The sequence below is a fragment of the Photobacterium obscurum genome (assembly GCF_026191635.1).
Classification (GTDB): domain Bacteria; phylum Pseudomonadota; class Gammaproteobacteria; order Enterobacterales; family Vibrionaceae; genus Photobacterium; species Photobacterium obscurum.
The window spans coordinates 35,756-50,597 of sequence record NZ_JAKRRW010000023.1 but is presented as its reverse complement, the minus strand read 5'-3'; the positions used below and the strand labels follow the sequence as shown (position 1 = coordinate 50,597).

At 49.6% G+C, this 14,842-nt stretch carries 16 protein-coding genes; 8 read left to right on the top strand and 8 right to left on the bottom strand.

All coding sequences use genetic code 11. The features are described from left to right. Window positions 1-44: 44 nt before the first annotated feature. Complete coding sequence (tsf, locus tag MD588_RS21355) at window positions 45-890, bottom strand: translation elongation factor Ts (RefSeq protein ID WP_265699743.1); 846 nt, start codon at window positions 888-890, stop codon at window positions 45-47. A 113-nt stretch (window positions 891-1,003) separates the two neighbouring features. Continuing rightward, window positions 1,004-1,732: a 30S ribosomal protein S2 gene (gene rpsB / locus MD588_RS21350; RefSeq protein ID WP_265699742.1), complete on the bottom strand. Its 729-nt coding sequence runs from the start codon at window positions 1,730-1,732 to the stop codon at window positions 1,004-1,006. 323 nt (window positions 1,733-2,055) lie between these two features. Between rpsB and map the strand changes: the two genes are divergently transcribed. The 3 genes from map to MD588_RS21335 all read left to right on the top strand — a co-directional run bounded on the left by map (window position 2,056) and on the right by MD588_RS21335 (window position 6,149). Next, window positions 2,056-2,883: a type I methionyl aminopeptidase gene (gene map / locus MD588_RS21345; RefSeq protein WP_265699741.1), complete on the top strand. Its 828-nt coding sequence runs from the start codon at window positions 2,056-2,058 to the stop codon at window positions 2,881-2,883. 80 nt (window positions 2,884-2,963) lie between these two features. Continuing rightward, on the top strand, window positions 2,964-5,600 hold the full coding sequence (glnD, locus tag MD588_RS21340; RefSeq protein WP_265699740.1) for a bifunctional uridylyltransferase/uridylyl-removing protein GlnD: 2,637 nt from the start codon (window positions 2,964-2,966) through the stop codon (window positions 5,598-5,600). A 168-nt stretch (window positions 5,601-5,768) separates the two neighbouring features. Then, entirely contained in the window at window positions 5,769-6,149 is a 381-nt protein-coding gene (locus MD588_RS21335; RefSeq protein WP_265699739.1) for a DUF3461 family protein, read from the top strand. A 156-nt stretch (window positions 6,150-6,305) separates the two neighbouring features. Here the strand turns inward: MD588_RS21335 and MD588_RS21330 are convergent, their stop codons facing one another. The 3 genes from MD588_RS21330 to MD588_RS21320 form a co-directional block, all read right to left on the bottom strand. Continuing rightward, complete coding sequence (locus MD588_RS21330; protein ID WP_265699738.1) at window positions 6,306-6,782, bottom strand: flavodoxin; 477 nt, start codon at window positions 6,780-6,782, stop codon at window positions 6,306-6,308. A 90-nt stretch (window positions 6,783-6,872) separates the two neighbouring features. Then, the gene (gene truC / locus MD588_RS21325) at window positions 6,873-7,613 is read right to left on the bottom strand and encodes a tRNA pseudouridine(65) synthase TruC (protein WP_265699737.1); all 741 of its coding nucleotides are present in this window, start codon (window positions 7,611-7,613) and stop codon (window positions 6,873-6,875) included. 5 nt (window positions 7,614-7,618) lie between these two features. Further along, window positions 7,619-7,939 carry a YqcC family protein gene (locus MD588_RS21320; RefSeq protein WP_265699735.1) on the bottom strand — a complete coding sequence of 107 codons (321 nt, stop codon included), beginning with the start codon at window positions 7,937-7,939 and terminating at the stop codon, window positions 7,619-7,621. Window positions 7,940-8,052: 113 nt separating this feature from the next. On the opposite strand from MD588_RS21320, the gene MD588_RS21315 reads away from it, so the two are divergent. Both MD588_RS21315 and MD588_RS21310 read left to right on the top strand, forming a co-directional pair. Beyond that, window positions 8,053-9,102, top strand: a complete 1,050-nt coding sequence (locus MD588_RS21315; RefSeq protein WP_265699734.1) for a DUF3549 family protein — start codon at window positions 8,053-8,055, stop codon at window positions 9,100-9,102. A gap of 30 nt (window positions 9,103-9,132) precedes the next feature. Next, window positions 9,133-9,435, top strand: coding sequence for a DUF3301 domain-containing protein (locus MD588_RS21310; RefSeq protein WP_265699733.1), 303 nt, complete (start codon window positions 9,133-9,135; stop codon window positions 9,433-9,435). A gap of 262 nt (window positions 9,436-9,697) precedes the next feature. On the opposite strand, the gene MD588_RS21305 is transcribed toward MD588_RS21310, so the two are convergent. Continuing rightward, window positions 9,698-9,856, bottom strand: a complete 159-nt coding sequence (locus MD588_RS21305; RefSeq protein ID WP_265699731.1) for a hypothetical protein — start codon at window positions 9,854-9,856, stop codon at window positions 9,698-9,700. A 2,112-nt stretch (window positions 9,857-11,968) separates the two neighbouring features. Between MD588_RS21305 and MD588_RS21300 the strand changes: the two genes are divergently transcribed. Together MD588_RS21300 and MD588_RS21295 are read left to right on the top strand one after the other, a co-directional pair. Beyond that, the gene (locus MD588_RS21300; RefSeq protein ID WP_265699729.1) at window positions 11,969-12,199 is read left to right on the top strand and encodes a DUF2789 domain-containing protein; all 231 of its coding nucleotides are present in this window, start codon (window positions 11,969-11,971) and stop codon (window positions 12,197-12,199) included. A gap of 31 nt (window positions 12,200-12,230) precedes the next feature. Beyond that, the gene (locus tag MD588_RS21295; protein ID WP_265699728.1) at window positions 12,231-12,503 is read left to right on the top strand and encodes a hypothetical protein; all 273 of its coding nucleotides are present in this window, start codon (window positions 12,231-12,233) and stop codon (window positions 12,501-12,503) included. 64 nt (window positions 12,504-12,567) lie between these two features. On the opposite strand, the gene MD588_RS21290 is transcribed toward MD588_RS21295, so the two are convergent. Both MD588_RS21290 and syd read right to left on the bottom strand, forming a co-directional pair. Beyond that, the gene (locus MD588_RS21290) at window positions 12,568-13,341 is read right to left on the bottom strand and encodes a Zn-ribbon-containing protein (protein WP_265699727.1); all 774 of its coding nucleotides are present in this window, start codon (window positions 13,339-13,341) and stop codon (window positions 12,568-12,570) included. 3 nt (window positions 13,342-13,344) lie between these two features. Then, complete coding sequence (gene syd, locus MD588_RS21285) at window positions 13,345-13,899, bottom strand: SecY-interacting protein (protein WP_265699726.1); 555 nt, start codon at window positions 13,897-13,899, stop codon at window positions 13,345-13,347. A gap of 63 nt (window positions 13,900-13,962) precedes the next feature. Here syd and queF point away from each other — a divergent pair, with 63 nt between their 5' ends. Further along, complete coding sequence (queF, locus tag MD588_RS21280) at window positions 13,963-14,808, top strand: NADPH-dependent 7-cyano-7-deazaguanine reductase QueF (protein WP_265699724.1); 846 nt, start codon at window positions 13,963-13,965, stop codon at window positions 14,806-14,808. The last annotated feature ends 34 nt before the right edge of the window (window positions 14,809-14,842 follow it).

Genomic DNA, 14,842 nt, shown 5'->3' with positions numbered 1-14,842 from the left:
ACCGCAGCCAAGGCTACGGTCTTTGGAGTTCGTTTCAAGAAGGATTAACCCTTCTGAACAGCTGCAACTTCTTCAGCAAAGCTCATTTCTTGAGCTTTCTCGATACCTTCACCCACTTCTAGGCGGATGAAATTAGAAACAGAAGCGCCTTTCTCTTTCAGCATCTGACCAACAGTCTGAGATGGGTCCATGATGAACGCCTGACCAGTTAGAGAAACTTCGCCAGTGAATTTCTTCATGCGGCCAACAACCATTTTCTCTGCGATCTCTTGTGGCTTGCCAGATTCAACAGCGATTGCAACTTGGATTGCTTTTTCTTTCTCAACAACGTCAGCAGGTACATCTTCAGGAGTAACAAACTCAGGCTTAGATGCAGCAACGTGCATTGCAACGTGCTTCATTGTTTCTTCGTCAGCGTCACCAGCAACAACAACACCGATACGGTCGCCGTGGCGGTAAGAACCAACTTTAGCGCCTTCGATGAACTCTACGCGACGGATGCCGATGTTCTCACCGATTTTAGCAACTAGTGCGATACGCTGCTCTTCAAACTTAGCCTGAAGTGCTTCGATGTCTAGACGCTCAGCTAGTGCAGCGTCAAGAACTTCGTTAGCGAACGCTAGGAAGTTAGCATCTTTAGCAACGAAGTCAGTCTGGCAGTTAACTTCTAGAAGTGCTGCAACACCGTTTTCGTCTTTGATTAGGATCGTGCCTTCAGCAGCAACGTTACCTGCTTTTTTAGCAGCCTTAGCAGCACCGCTCTTACGCATGTTTTCGATCGCTAGTTCAATGTCAGCGTTCGCTTCAACAAGCGCTTTTTTACATTCCATCATGCCTGCGCCAGTACGTTCACGCAGTTCTTTAACTAGGGCAGCTGTAACTGTTGCCATTGTTATATCCTCAGTTTAAATACTTGATATAAAAATCAGGGGCCGATAATAGGCCCCTGGTAACCATACTTAGTTTACACAAGGTAACTTAAGACGCTCAAAAGAGCTGGCTATTATTCAGCTTCTACGAAACCGTCTTGCTCAGCTTGAGCAACGATGTCTTGGTTGCGAGCTTCAGTAACAGTTTGAGCTACAGCACCAGTGTAAAGCTGGATAGAACGGATTGCATCATCGTTACCAGGGATAACGAAGTCAACGCCGTCTGGGTTAGAGTTAGTATCTACAACAGCAAATACTGGGATACCCAGGTTGTTAGCTTCTTTAATAGCGATGTGCTCGTGATCAGCATCGATTACGAACATAGCGTCTGGTAGGCCGCCCATGTTCTTGATACCGCCAAGAGACTTCTCAAGCTTCTCCATTTCACGAGTACGCATTAGCGCTTCTTTCTTGGTTAGCTTGTCGAAAGTACCGTCAGTAGACTGAGTTTCTAGGTCTTTTAGACGCTTGATTGACTGGCGAACAGTTTTCCAGTTAGTTAGCATGCCGCCCAACCAACGGTTGTTTACGTAAAACTGGTCACAGTTAATCGCTGCTTCTTTGATTGATTCGCTGGCTGCACGCTTAGTACCAACAAAAAGAACTTTACCCTTACGAGCAGAAATCTTGTTGATTTCAGCTAGAGCGTCGTTGAACATTGGTACAGTTTTCTCAAGGTTGATGATATGTACCTTGTTACGAGCACCAAAGATGAATGGCTTCATTTTTGGGTTCCAGTAACGAGTTTGGTGACCGAAGTGAACACCAGCCTTAAGCATGTCGCGCATTGATACAGTTGCCATTGAATATTCCTCTATGGGGTTAGGCGTCCACATATCCCATTCTACCGACCCATGATTTGCACAGTTGCAAACCTGCAGCCTCGCGAAAGACTGATGAGCACCCCGGAGAATGTGCCGATATGTGTGAGTGATTAATATAAAGTATGTGTAATTTAACCAGCAGGGTCGAAACACAAGTTGGCTAATTACGGCGCGCTTTATACCATATTTTGTTAACCAAAATCTAGCCTAATTATAGTTGAGGCTGCCAAACTTAGTTTCCATCCAGCGTCCTCACTGTTACCATATAACCAATAGAAAACAGTCAACGTAGAGAAGATTGGATGAGCATCAAGATCAAAACGGCTGATGAAATTGAAAAAATGCGCGTAGCGGGCCGTTTGGCTGCCGACGTGCTAGAAATGATCGAGCCGCACGTAAAAGCTGGCGTGACCACCGAAGAGTTGGATCGTCTCTGCCACGAATACATTACCAAAGAGCAAGGTGCCATTCCTGCGCCACTGAACTACCACGGCTTTCCTAAGTCGATCTGCACGTCCATCAACCACGTTATCTGCCACGGCATTCCAGCCGAGCAGGACGAACCGGTCAACGGCAAATACAACAAGCCGGCAGTGCTGAAAGACGGCGATATCATCAACATCGATATTACCGTGATCAAAGACGGCTACCACGGCGATACCTCGAAGATGTTTGAAGTCGGCGAAGTATCACTGGAAGACAAACGTCTTTGCCGCGTGGCCCAAGAAAGCCTGTACCTGGCAATGAAGAAAGTGAAGCCGGGTGCCAAGCTGGGTGAAATCGGTACGGCTATCCAGAAATTCATCAAAAACGGTAACAGCCGCTTCTCGATTGTTAAAGACTTCTGCGGCCATGGTATCGGCAACGAGTTCCACGAAGAGCCGCAGGTTGTTCACTACAAGAACAACGACCGTACTGTACTGAAAGCGGGCATGTGCTTCACCATCGAGCCGATGATCAATGCCGGCAAGTTCGGCTGTGACGTCGACCATAACGACGGCTGGACCGTCTACACGGTTGACGGTAAGAAGTCGGCACAGTGGGAACATACCTTGCTGGTTACTGATACCGGCTGTGAAGTGCTGACCCTGCGCCAGGAAGAAAGTATTCCTCGCCAGATGCACAACTAATCCCGAAAGCCGACCGCCAGGTCGGCTTTTTTTACATTTGCTCCGTTACGGTTATAGTAGTAGACAATACGACTCACAACATGGCACGGACTGCGATGACAGATACTTCCTCCGCTCCCAATCAGCTCTCCCCAAGTTCCCTCTCACACGAAGCCCTGCGCTGTGAGCTTGAGCAATTTTCGACACAGCAAAAACTGCAATTTAGCCTCCATACTCCCGTCACCGAACTGGTTGAGGCCCGCGCCGGCTTCATTGACGGCCTTTTACAACGGTTATGGCAGCACTTTGGCCTGAGTGAGCACGATGAGCTGGCACTGATTGCCGTCGGAGGCTACGGTCGTGGCGAACTGCATCCACTTTCCGATGTCGATATTTTGCTGCTCAGCAAAAATGAACTCGATGAGGCTGCCGGTAAAGCCGTCAGTGAGTTTCTGACTTTTCTGTGGGACTTGAAACTGGAAGTCGGCCATAGTGTCCGGACAATTGAGGACTGCATAAAAATCGGCCTCGAGGATCTCACCGTTGCCACCAACCTGCAGGAATCACGCCTACTATCCGGCAACGAGGAAACCTATCAATGCCTGGAAGAGCAGATCAACGCCGGTAAGTTCTGGCCAAGCGACGAGTTCTACCGCGCCAAGCTGCAAGAACAAAAGACTCGCCATGCCCGCTATCACGATACCACCTACAACCTCGAGCCGGATATCAAGTCCAGCCCGGGCGGCCTGCGAGATATCCATACCCTAAGCTGGGTAGCCCGCCGCCACTTCGGCGCCACCAGCCTGCTGGAGATGAGTCGGTTCGGCTTCCTGACTGATGCCGAATACCGGGAGTTGGTGGAGTGCCAGGACTCCCTGTGGCGAATTCGGTTTGCTCTGCACAGCGAGCTCCGCCGCTACGACAACCGGCTGACTTTTGAACACCAAGCCTCGGTGGCCGAAAAGCTCGGCTATACCGGCGAGGGAAACCGCCCGGTTGAGATGATGATGAAAGAGTTCTACCGTACCCTACGCCGGGTTTCCGAACTCAATAAAATGCTGCTGCAGCTATTTGACCAAGCCATTATCAACAAAGGACAGGCAACTGAAGCCATCGCTTTAGATGACGATTTTCAGCTTCGTGGCCACCTCATCGAGGCAACTAAACCAGCCTTGTTTCAGGCTCGCCCTGAAACCATTTTGGATATGTGCCTGCATGTTGCCCGCAATAGCGAGATAGAGGGTATTGCTGCCCCGACCCTACGCCAGCTTCGTACAGCGCGGCGCCGGTTGAATCGCTTCTTGGTGGATATTCCCGAGGCCCGGGAGAAATTCATGGAGCTGGTCCGCGAGCCCAACGCTCTGCAGAAAGCCTTCCGCCTGATGCATCGTCATGGCGTGCTTTCGGCCTACCTACCCCAATGGAGCCAGATTGTCGGCCAGATGCAGTTTGACTTGTTCCATGTCTACACCGTAGACGAGCACAGTATTCGACTACTTAAGAACCTCAACAAATTTAGCGACCCGGACAACCGCCAGCGCCACCCCATCTGTTGCGAGGTTTATCCGCGCATTATCAAGAAAGAGATCCTGATCCTGGCGGCTATATTCCACGATATCGCCAAAGGCCGTGGTGGTGACCACTCCGAGCTGGGCGGCGTCGATGCCTATGATTTCTGTATCCAGCACGGACTCTCCCGACCGGAGGCCAACCTAGTAAAATGGCTGGTCAACAAGCACCTGCTGATGTCCGTGACGGCTCAGCGCCGGGATATCTACGATCCGGAGGTCGTGACCGACTTCGCCATGCAGGTACGGGACGAGGAACGCCTCGACTACCTGATCTGCCTGACCGTCGCCGATATCTGTGCAACCAACCAAGATCTCTGGAACAGTTGGAAACGCACCCTATTGGCCGAGCTTTACTACTCGACACAGAAGGCCCTGCGTCGCGGGTTGGAAAACCCACCGGATGTCCGCGAGCGGATCCGCCATAATCAACAAATGGCGTCGGCAATACTACGTAGCCACGGCTTTACTCCGCGAGAAATCGAAGTGCTTTGGCAGCGCTTCAAGGCTGATTATTTCCTTCGCCATACCCACAAGCAGATTGCGTGGCACGCTGAAGCGATCCTAACCCATGAGGATCATGACAAGCCATTGATCCTGCTAAGCAAAAAAGCCACCCGCGGTGGTACCGAAGTCTTTGTCTATAGCAAAGATAAAGCCAAGCTATTTGCAATTGTGGTGTCGGAGCTGGACAAGAAAAACCTTAGTGTCCATGATGCACAGATCATGAACAGTAAAGATGGCTATGCCCTCGACACCTTTATGGTACTGGATCCGAACGGGAAAGCCCTGAATGAAAACCGCCACAATACGGTACGCCGGGCGCTAATCAGTGCGTTGACCCATATGAAATCGGAGCGCAAGAAAAAACGGGCACCGCGCAAGTTGCTGCATTTCAATGTCAAAACCAAGGTGGACTTCCTGCCGGCTAAAGGTGGCAAGAAAACCATGATGGAGCTGGTCGCCCTCGACATGCCAGGGCTGCTGGCACGGGTCGGCTCGGTGTTTGCCCGCCAGAAAGTGAGCTTGCAAGCGGCTAAAATCACCACCATCGGCGAGAGGGCCGAAGACTTTTTCATCCTGGTCAATGAGGACGGTGCCCAGCTGACTGAAGAGCAGCAGCTTCAGCTAAAAGATGCCCTGATTGCTCGGTTAGACGCGGCGAAGTAACTCGCCAATGACCCACAATCCCTTGCTCACCGAGCCCGCATCAAGCGTGGCTCGGTAACCTCGATCTTGCCCACATATTCAGTGCTACATCAGGACGCCATGATCTGTAATTGATACATTATTATCGGTTGGTATTTCACCAAAGCAGTTAATAATAATGAGGCGCCCATGTACCCAAACCTCACCAGTATCGGTATTGAAAACCCAGAAACCATCGATCGTTACAGCCTTCGCCAAGAAGCAACCAATGACATTCTAAAAGTCTATTTTGCCAAGCAAAAAGGCGAATTATTTGCCAAAAGCGTCAAGTTCAAGTTCCCACGCCAGCGGAAATCTGTCGTCGTAAATAGCGGCAACCGCGAATACAAAGAAGTCACCGAGATCAATCGTAACCTGACTTTCGTGATCGACGAGCTGGATCAGATCACCAAAAGAAAACACACCGATGTCGATGTGAAGAAGAAGATACTGAATGACTTACGCCACCTCGAGCAGGTGGTCACCCATAAGATTGCAGAGATCGAAGCCGATCTGGAAAAGCTAAAATAGTACAGTGAGAGTTACTTTTAGCTACTAGGTCGGACCGCGCAGGCTAAGCATCGATTTGAAGAACTAGAAAATCGGTAACAACGGATAAAAGCCCCTACTTTTATGAATAAAAACAGGGGCTCACGTTTTGGGAGTACGAGCGACATGATTTCCGGCTTATATCACCTCTTTGATAAAACCCGCTAACCAGGGAATGGCCTTGTCTAGCGCATCAAAATTAACGCTGGCATCAATATCTAGGCGCTCCGTCACCGGTTTGGCCTGCAATTGCTGCAGTAGTTGATCAAACTGACGCCCGGCACCGCAATAGCGATCTTCCCCGTAGCTAGAGTCACCCATTGAAATCACCCCATACCCCAGTTTCGGCAGTTGTGGAAACTGGTCGTTTAGCGCAAGGTAGAGCGGCATCAGGTTATCGGGGATTTCCCCTTGCCCGGTTGTCGAAGTGATCACGAGAGCGGCATCATTTCTGTATTCAAGAAAATCATCGAGTTGTGGTTCGAGGTACATCTGCGCGATGTAACCACTGGATATAAGCTGCTCCACCACTTCCTGAGCAACTTCTTCCGCCCCACCAAATACCGAACCGACAAAAACACCCACCTTTGCCATAGCTTCCTGCCTCTCTTCCATTTGTTAACCACTCTACTTACTGTGGCCGCTGATGAGGCAGGATGCAAATAAAACTGCTCAGCTACACGGTAGGCTTTTTCCGGTAAGGTCCTAAGCCTTAGGCTCTAGAAGGGCTGGCGACCAGTCAAACGCGGTCATCACCCGATTCCAGGCATCGTCAACAGTCGCACGGATATCTAGCGCCTCTCCTGTCACGGGATGATCCAACTGCAGGCGAGAGGCATGTAGCATCAGGCGACGGCACTCATAATTGTCTCTAAACATCCGGTTATGACGCCCGTCACCATGGTTGACGTCACCGATGATATGGTGGCTCAGGTGATGCATATGGCGACGGAGCTGGTGCTTGCGCCCCGTTTCGGGCTTCATCTCCACCAGCGTATAGCGACTGGTTGCGTAGCGACCAACAGGGATCTCAGTTTCAACTATCGCTAACGGAGCATAGGCAGTAATAGCTGGCTGGGCTTCCTTGTCTTGATCCGCGTCTTTGTCGGCAATTTTATCCAGCTCTTCTTTTAGCGGGTAATCCAGCACGGCCGCTTCTTTCACCCAGCCCCGCACAACTGCATGATAAGTTTTATGGATATCACGACCAGCAAATTTTGGCATCATCAATGCTGCAATTTCACTGGATAAACCAAACAACAAAACCCCGGATGTCGGCCGATCAAGACGGTGCAACGGGAAAACATGCTGGCCAATTTGATCACGCAGTGTCTGCATAACAAATACCGTTTCATGGCGATCTAGCCATGAGCGATGAACCAGCATCCCGGCAGGCTTATTGACCGCTACCAAGTATTCATCTTGGTATATAATTTCTAGTTCCATTGCACTCACTTCATTTTCATTAAATTATCAAACTCACGGATCACGGCCAAAATAGCCTCAGCACCAGCCTGTCCTTTCATCGCTTCCTCGACATAAGGGGCCAACGCAAACTGACTTGGCAGAGGCTGCTTTTGATTAACGAGATAGTGCATCTTCGGTATAAAAATCCACTGCAGCCACTGACTGCAGCTCAGGGTATCAATAGCAAATGGTTCGACACTGGCCAATGCCGCCGCGCCTGGTGACTCGTTTTCCCAGATATCAGCTTTCCGCATTACGGTTTCAAGCCGATCCAGCAATAATTGGGTCTGATGGTATCTATCCATCATCATTCTCCCTACAAGAAACTATTTATACCAAACGGAACAATAAAGCGCGCAAGGATACCATCTTCATCGCAGAGTCCATATAATCAGGGCATCATTTAAGAGTAAGCATAATGTCCATGGATAAATTTCATACCCTGACCCAACTACTGGATAACGCTGGTTGCCAGTATAAAATCTACGATCTTGGCCGTCGTGTCAGCGAAATTGAGGTCACCCAGTTCAAAGCCGTAGAAGAGAACCGCCAGCCCTATCCATGGCCACTGCAGCAGCATGCCCATCTGTCTATTTCTTTCTGGCAGCAAGATAATCCACCATGGATTTGGTTCCTCCGCCTGCCGCTAGATGAGCGCGGTTTACTGAAACAGGCAGCTGTCGGCGACTTCATCAAGTATGTTATTGAGGCCATGGGCGCAACACTAAACAGCACGCCAACAGAGGAAGAGCAGGAAAAACTGGCTGCCAACCCATATACCTTCAAGCCCAATGACGACAAGATGGCCATCTTCCATGCCCTTCTGCGTCAACAGCTCTCGTTACCGGCCAGCCACTACTATGAACACGCCCAGCATTACCTAACCGGCGATATTGGCTGGGAACAATGGCAAGGTGTCGGCCTGCAGGGATTCGCGGATGTCTGTGCCCGTATGAAGCAGGCGAATAACAGCACATTGCTGAGAAAGGCCATTAGTAAGCTGCCAATGACACCACTCTACGCCCTACTCGGCTGTCTGGAACATTGCGAGCTGCCAAACAGTCTCACCCAGTGCCTGGCAGAGCGCCTTGAATACGAAACTACGCAGCCAGAGCCTGATCTATTCTTGATTTCTGCCCTGATCCGCGCCCTGGCCGGCAGCGAGAGCAAGATACTCGGGCAGCAGCTTGAGCAGCTACTCGCTATCCCCGCACTTTGCCACCCCGAAGTGTTAGTTGCCATTGCCGGCCGCTGCTGGAATGGCCTGGCCGATACCAAAGTTGCCAGCCTATTTCTTCTACGCCTGGCGGAAACTGAAGATCAGACTCTTTTCAATCAATTATTTGCAGATTTGGTGATGCTGCCAATTCTCCGTGGCATCATGCTTCAGGTGCTACATAGTCAGGCCAACCCTGCACTGGTTGAAGCAATTGCCAAGCTACAGCAACACGCGCGCGGACAAGCCTAATCAGAGAGATGGAAAGGTAGAAAGTAGGAAATGGATAACTTACTGGGCATCCTAGCCCTTGCTTGTTTTGGCTATCTGTTCTGGCAGCAACGCCGCCAGACAGAGTTTGCCCAACGCTTTGTCGAACAACGCTGTGAAAACTTGGGATTGCAGCTACTGAGTATCGCCAGAGGCTCGCACAAACTCAGAGATCGAGAGGGGCGCTGGAACTGGCACACTGTCTACCTGTTCGAATTCTCGGCCAGTGGACACGACTCGTATCAGGGGTATGTGGTAATGAAAGGGTTCCGTGCGATGCATTTTCATGTCCCGCCGCATCATATGCCGGAGTAAGAAGCTGGGGCCGTTCTTTCTAAGGCCTATAAAAAAGAACGGGCGCGACTTGCGTCGCGCCCTTAGGTCTTACATGCAGCATTCCCGCTACTATGGTGCTCCCTGCATCATTCCTTTGAATTGCTGTAATCCGTCAGCATATTCCTTTTATTCTTCGTCCTGAAGTGGTCCTTCGGTCTCCTGACCCGTCAGTACATCCTGTCCTGACTCTCTTCATCCTTCCTGGAGGTGTCCCTGACTTCGTCCTGAAGTGGTCCTTGTGTCATCCTGACCAGTAAACTTCCTGCTTACCGTTACCGAATCCTTCGGCGTTCCCTTCACAGTCCATGTTCGATATATCATCCTGATACACCGGTCTCATCCTGAGACTGCCAAACTCCCTGGCTTTTTCCTGCTCCGTTCCGTCAGTTCCTTCCGACACCTTTAAGATTACGCCAACCCGCAAAGAAATGAACCACCACGGAGAATAATATTACTGAGGGTGGAAAAGGCTTTTTGGGCACTGGATAACATACCGATTTAAAATCAATAGCTTAAATCCATGCAACAGTTATCAACCAAGTGTTTTTTCCTTATTCTCCCACAGTTTTGTAAGAGATCTCGCACACGGAAATAAGGCAATAGAGGAAACTGAAGAAACAGATAATCAGGCTCCAAGTTCTAGCCGGTGCTGGGTGCTGGGTGCTGGGTGCTGGGTGCTGGGTGCTGGGTGCTGGGTGCTGGGTGCTGGGTGCTGGGTGCTGGGTGCTGGGTGCTGGGAACGTAAATCAGCACTCACCTGAGTGCAAGTGACTTTTACTCTTCTTTTCCAAGGGCCTACTCTTCCAGGAGCCCAGGGGGCGCTTTGTAAGACCTATAAAAAAGAACGGGCGCGACTTGCGTCGCGCCCTTAGGTCTTACATGCAGCATTCCCGCTACTATAGTGCTCCCTGCATCATTCCTTGATACTGCTAAATCCTTTAACGGTAATCCCTAACTCCAATCCTAGAGTTGTCCTTCGGTAGTTCCTTGACCCGTCGAAGCATCCTGTTCCGACTCTCTCTTCCTTACCTGGAGGTGTCCCTTTACTTCGTCCTGAAGTGATCCTTTATGTCTCACATCCCGGAGGTGTTCCTTACTTCGTCCTGAAGTGATCCTTTATGCCTCTATCCTGGAGGTGTCCCTACTTCGTCCTGAAGTGATCCTTTATGCCTCGCATCCCGGAGGTGTCCCTTTACTTCGTCCTGAAGTGATCCTTTATGCCTCGCATCCTGGAGGTGTCCCTACTTCGCCCTGAAGTGATCCTTTGTCTTCCTGACTGGCAAACATCCAGCCTGCCGTCGAGATCCTTTCGTGTTCCATACCATCCTGGTGAGCAAGCTATCCTCGCCGGCTCTCCTCATCCTGAGGTAAGTCACATCCAGTAACTTCTTCTAATCCGTTATGCCGTTTCCCTGCGACAAGAAAGATATTACGCGCATTAATTTTCCAAACAATAAGGTGAAATGCACTTTTTTTCCTGCTGAAAACGCCCGCCCATATGCCACACGGTTAAGATGCTGATTTTAATAGACTTTAAAAAAGATCATAGCAATATGAGACAACACTGCACCAACTTATCCCACACCTATGTAAGAGATCTCTCACAAGGCCAATAGCACATATCCAGAAAACGATTACATTAGAGGATAAATTTGAATCACCACCATCTTTTAGATAAATCATCCAGAAGATGTAAATAGGCACAGTGAATGGACTGGATCAAAATAAATGCTGAAATGAAACAAGGCGTAGAAAGCCAAGTGTGAAGTCAAAAATGAATAAGAGAAAGCATGAAAGAAGAAGGAAGATACAAGGGTATAAGAGACATAATTTCTCTTAAAAAAGAGCGGGCGCGACTTGCGTCGCGCCCTTAGGTCTTACATGCAGCATTCCCGCTACTATGGTGCTCCCTGCATCATTCCTTTGAATTGCTGTAATCCGTCAGCATATTCCTTTTATTCTTCGTCCTGAAGTGGTCCTTCGGTCTCCTGACCCGTCAGTACATCCTGTCCTGACTCTCTTCATCCTTCCTGGAGGTGTCCCTGACTTCGTCCTGAAGTGGTCCTTGTGTCATCCTGACCAGTAAACTTCCTGCTTACCGTTACCGAATCCTTCGGCGTTCCCTTCACAGTCCATGTTCGATATATCATCCTGATACACCGGTCTCATCCTGAGACTGCCAAGCTCCCTGGCTTTTTTCCTGTTCCGTTCCGTCAGTTCCTTCCGACAGGGTTAATATTACGCTTTCTCGGCCACAGAACAACGCAAGCAGAGAAAAAATCTTGCCTCCTCAATTGACACAACTTCCCAAAACCAAATACAAATACTATAAAAACAAACACTTAAATTAATCCACTGCATTATTTCCTCGCATATATCTCCGGTATTTCCTACACCTTTGTAAGAGATCTCGCACAACTGCAGCAGATATGAGGGTGAAATTATTCTCTATACTTATCTCAAGTAAGTGGAAGTGAACTGGTAATAACAATAATTTGCGATGGAGTGAGCAATGGAAACCTTTAACCACAACCTATCCAGCCTGTTCAGCCAGCTCGGTATGAATAATTCAAAAGCATTTATCGAGTCTTTCTTGAACGAGCACCACCTCGAGCAACACGAACAGCTCTCCGAAGCGAGTTTCTGGCAGCCCTCGCAAAAGCGTTTTATCAAGGAATCACAGGATCAGGATGCCGACTGGTGTGAAGTGATTGATCAACTCGATGCTTTACTACGAAAATAGACGCTAATATCTCACAACGTCAGGAAGCGTTATGTCATCAGAAATTACCCAGGCCCTGGAGCAGGCTATTACGTCGCTGGTTACAGAAGGAAAAGAGCCATCAGTCGCACTTATCAAAGCTCGGCTTGCCGATCCCTTACCAATACCAGTGATCATCAAGGCACTTCAGGCTTGGAAGAAAAATGCCAAAGTGCCAAAGATAGAAAAAAGCGCACCGACACTGAGTCAGGAAGAACGGATCTTACAGCTAGAACAGCAGGTAACTGCACTGACGGCGAGGATAGAACAACTAGAGCAGCAATAATGCTCAATCCAGCATACTCCTATTCAGGGCACATATAGTGCCTTGAACAGGAAGGCGATACCAACTACTGAAAATCCCAGGATAAGTTGGAAACAATACGGCAGTCATCGCACTTGAAATGGAAAATGCCATGTAGCGGCTCATCGAGATGCCACTCTCCGCCACATTTAGGACAAGGACGGTTCCGCTCGGCTTCCAGACTCTCTCCACCGACCTGGTATTGATAGTAGTAGGTGGGAATTTTGGTAATGTACTCTATGCGTCCGCGCAAATCCCACCCTCGGCGGAACAGATCACTGTCGGCATCACGGATCTCATGCAAAGCGGCATGTTCTGCCTGACATCCACCAGCCATCTGAATCTCATCACAAGCCTGCCACTCGGTCTGCCACTTCACGATGGCTTTATGATCACCATTAAGTGTGGGGCCAAGCCGATACAGCGGGATAGGCATCAGAGTTTCGCCACACCGCAGCGGTGAGCAGGTATGCACATAGGTGGTATATATCACCTGCCAGGAAGGTGCTAAGTTCTCAGCAGCCGCCTCGGAGTTAATGTCCCGCCCCAGCATCTTAATTTTCGGCTGAAGCAGACTCGCCTGACTTAGGCGGTTCAAACAGGCTTTTACCTGATCGCTATGGAACTGCGGATGCAAACTATCCTGCTCAGGACAAACGACCCGTACCCGGAATACCCCTTCATCCATCACGATGGGAAACTCGCGCCCAAGAATCTGGCCGTTATAACGCAAAGCATCCATCAGGCCGTTAACCGCCACATCAACAGCCGATACAGTCGTATTATCAAAACACTCGAACTGCAACTCAACAACAAACATAAATCAGCACTCTCTTACTACCGGTTCCAACTGCTGGAGGAATGTTTCAATATCGGCAGCCAAAACCTCGCGAATATCTTTGCCCAAAGTCTCCAAAATCACCTGGCCAGTCAGGTTACAAACTGAAATCACCTGATCCTCAGCGTCCATCGCGCCAATAAAAACAGTCGGCTTTAGCTTCAACCGACGCTGGGTTACCAAGTGGCCGAGGATATTTTCCTGCAGGCGCTGGCCATCGGCCTCACTAAATACCTGCAGCAAATCAAACTCGACATCACGAAATCGGGCTGCCATATCACCACTAAACTGGGCACCATAGAATACGGTAATGTCTTCATGCAGGCGCAGCTCGATGCCTTTTTCCACTCCAGCCAAGTCTCCAAAAGGCTCACGTTTAACCGGCTTCCATGTCACTTCATAGCCAGAATCACTCTCGACACATGGTGATTCCAGGCCAACTAAATCTTCGCTCCGCGGAAAACCTTGACCGGCATCACACCAAGCCTGCAAAAAACGGGATGAAAAGTCAGATAAAGCGACCGCAACAGGATGATTCATTCGCAACCTCATTAAAGATTAAGTAAACTTTGCCTATTCTAATCCAAGAGTGTCCAGGACAGTATGAGCAAATATAAAGACGCTAAAGAATTAGCAGGTTTAACTCTCGGCCAGAGCACCGAGTACAAAGATCAGTATGACCCATCACTACTTCAACCTGTACCACGCAGCCTGAATCGCGATGATTTAGCGTTGGGCGACAGCCTACCATTTACCGGTTACGATATCTGGACACTTTACGAGCTATCTTGGCTCAACAGCAAAGGCCTGCCACAGGTCGCGATCGGTGAAGTCCGCCTGCCGGCAAGCAGCCCTAATCTAATCGAGTCAAAATCGTTCAAGCTGTACCTCAACAGCTTCAACCAGACCCGCTTTGCCAGCTGGCAGGAAGTCGCAGATAGCCTGCAGAAAGATCTAACCGCTTGTGCCGGTGAAGATGTCGATGTCACAATCCAGCCACTGGAAGATTTCGACAACCAGCCGATCGTTAACTTCAGCGGTGAATGTATCGATAACCAGGATATTGAGATCACAGATTATGAATTCAACCCTGCCTACCTCGAAGGTGCCGCAGAGGGAGAAGTCATTACCGAAGAGCTCAACAGCCACCTGCTGAAATCGAACTGTCTAATCACCAGCCAGCCAGACTGGGGCAGCGTGAAAATTTCGTACAAAGGGAAGAAGCTCAACCGCGAGAAACTCCTGCGTTACCTGATCTCTTTCCGTAACCACAACGAGTTCCACGAACAGTGTGTCGAGCGAATTTTCACCGACCTGATGAAGTACTGTCAGCCGGAGCTTCTTACGGTATACGCGCGCTACACCCGCCGTGGAGGTCTGGATATCAACCCTTACCGTACTAACCAGGGAAAAACACCGAGCAACAACTTCCGTTTAGCCCGTCAGTAAGCGACTTTGATAGAATAAGTCCAGCAAAAACGAG

Bases quoted from the DNA above. Each gene is read 5' to 3' on its own strand.
- MD588_RS21320 (WP_265699735.1), bottom strand. From the start codon at position 7,939: ATGGATAGATACCATCAGACCCAATTATTGCTGGATCGGCTTGAAACC.
- MD588_RS21310 (WP_265699733.1), top strand. From the start codon at position 9,133: ATGGATAACTTACTGGGCATCCTAGCCCTTGCTTGTTTTGGCTATCTG.
- MD588_RS21330 (WP_265699738.1), bottom strand. From the start codon at position 6,782: ATGGAAGAGAGGCAGGAAGCTATGGCAAAGGTGGGTGTTTTTGTCGGT.
- map (WP_265699741.1), top strand. From the start codon at position 2,056: ATGAGCATCAAGATCAAAACGGCTGATGAAATTGAAAAAATGCGCGTA.
- MD588_RS21315 (WP_265699734.1), top strand. From the start codon at position 8,053: ATGTCCATGGATAAATTTCATACCCTGACCCAACTACTGGATAACGCT.
- MD588_RS21290 (WP_265699727.1), bottom strand. From the start codon at position 13,341: ATGTTTGTTGTTGAGTTGCAGTTCGAGTGTTTTGATAATACGACTGTA.
- tsf (WP_265699743.1), bottom strand. From the start codon at position 890: ATGGCAACAGTTACAGCTGCCCTAGTTAAAGAACTGCGTGAACGTACT.
- glnD (WP_265699740.1), top strand. From the start codon at position 2,964: ATGGCACGGACTGCGATGACAGATACTTCCTCCGCTCCCAATCAGCTC.
- MD588_RS21300 (WP_265699729.1), top strand. From the start codon at position 11,969: ATGGAAACCTTTAACCACAACCTATCCAGCCTGTTCAGCCAGCTCGGT.
- truC (WP_265699737.1), bottom strand. From the start codon at position 7,613: ATGGAACTAGAAATTATATACCAAGATGAATACTTGGTAGCGGTCAAT.
- queF (WP_265699724.1), top strand. From the start codon at position 13,963: ATGAGCAAATATAAAGACGCTAAAGAATTAGCAGGTTTAACTCTCGGC.
- syd (WP_265699726.1), bottom strand. From the start codon at position 13,899: ATGAATCATCCTGTTGCGGTCGCTTTATCTGACTTTTCATCCCGTTTT.
- MD588_RS21295 (WP_265699728.1), top strand. From the start codon at position 12,231: ATGTCATCAGAAATTACCCAGGCCCTGGAGCAGGCTATTACGTCGCTG.
- rpsB (WP_265699742.1), bottom strand. From the start codon at position 1,732: ATGGCAACTGTATCAATGCGCGACATGCTTAAGGCTGGTGTTCACTTC.
- MD588_RS21335 (WP_265699739.1), top strand. From the start codon at position 5,769: ATGTACCCAAACCTCACCAGTATCGGTATTGAAAACCCAGAAACCATC.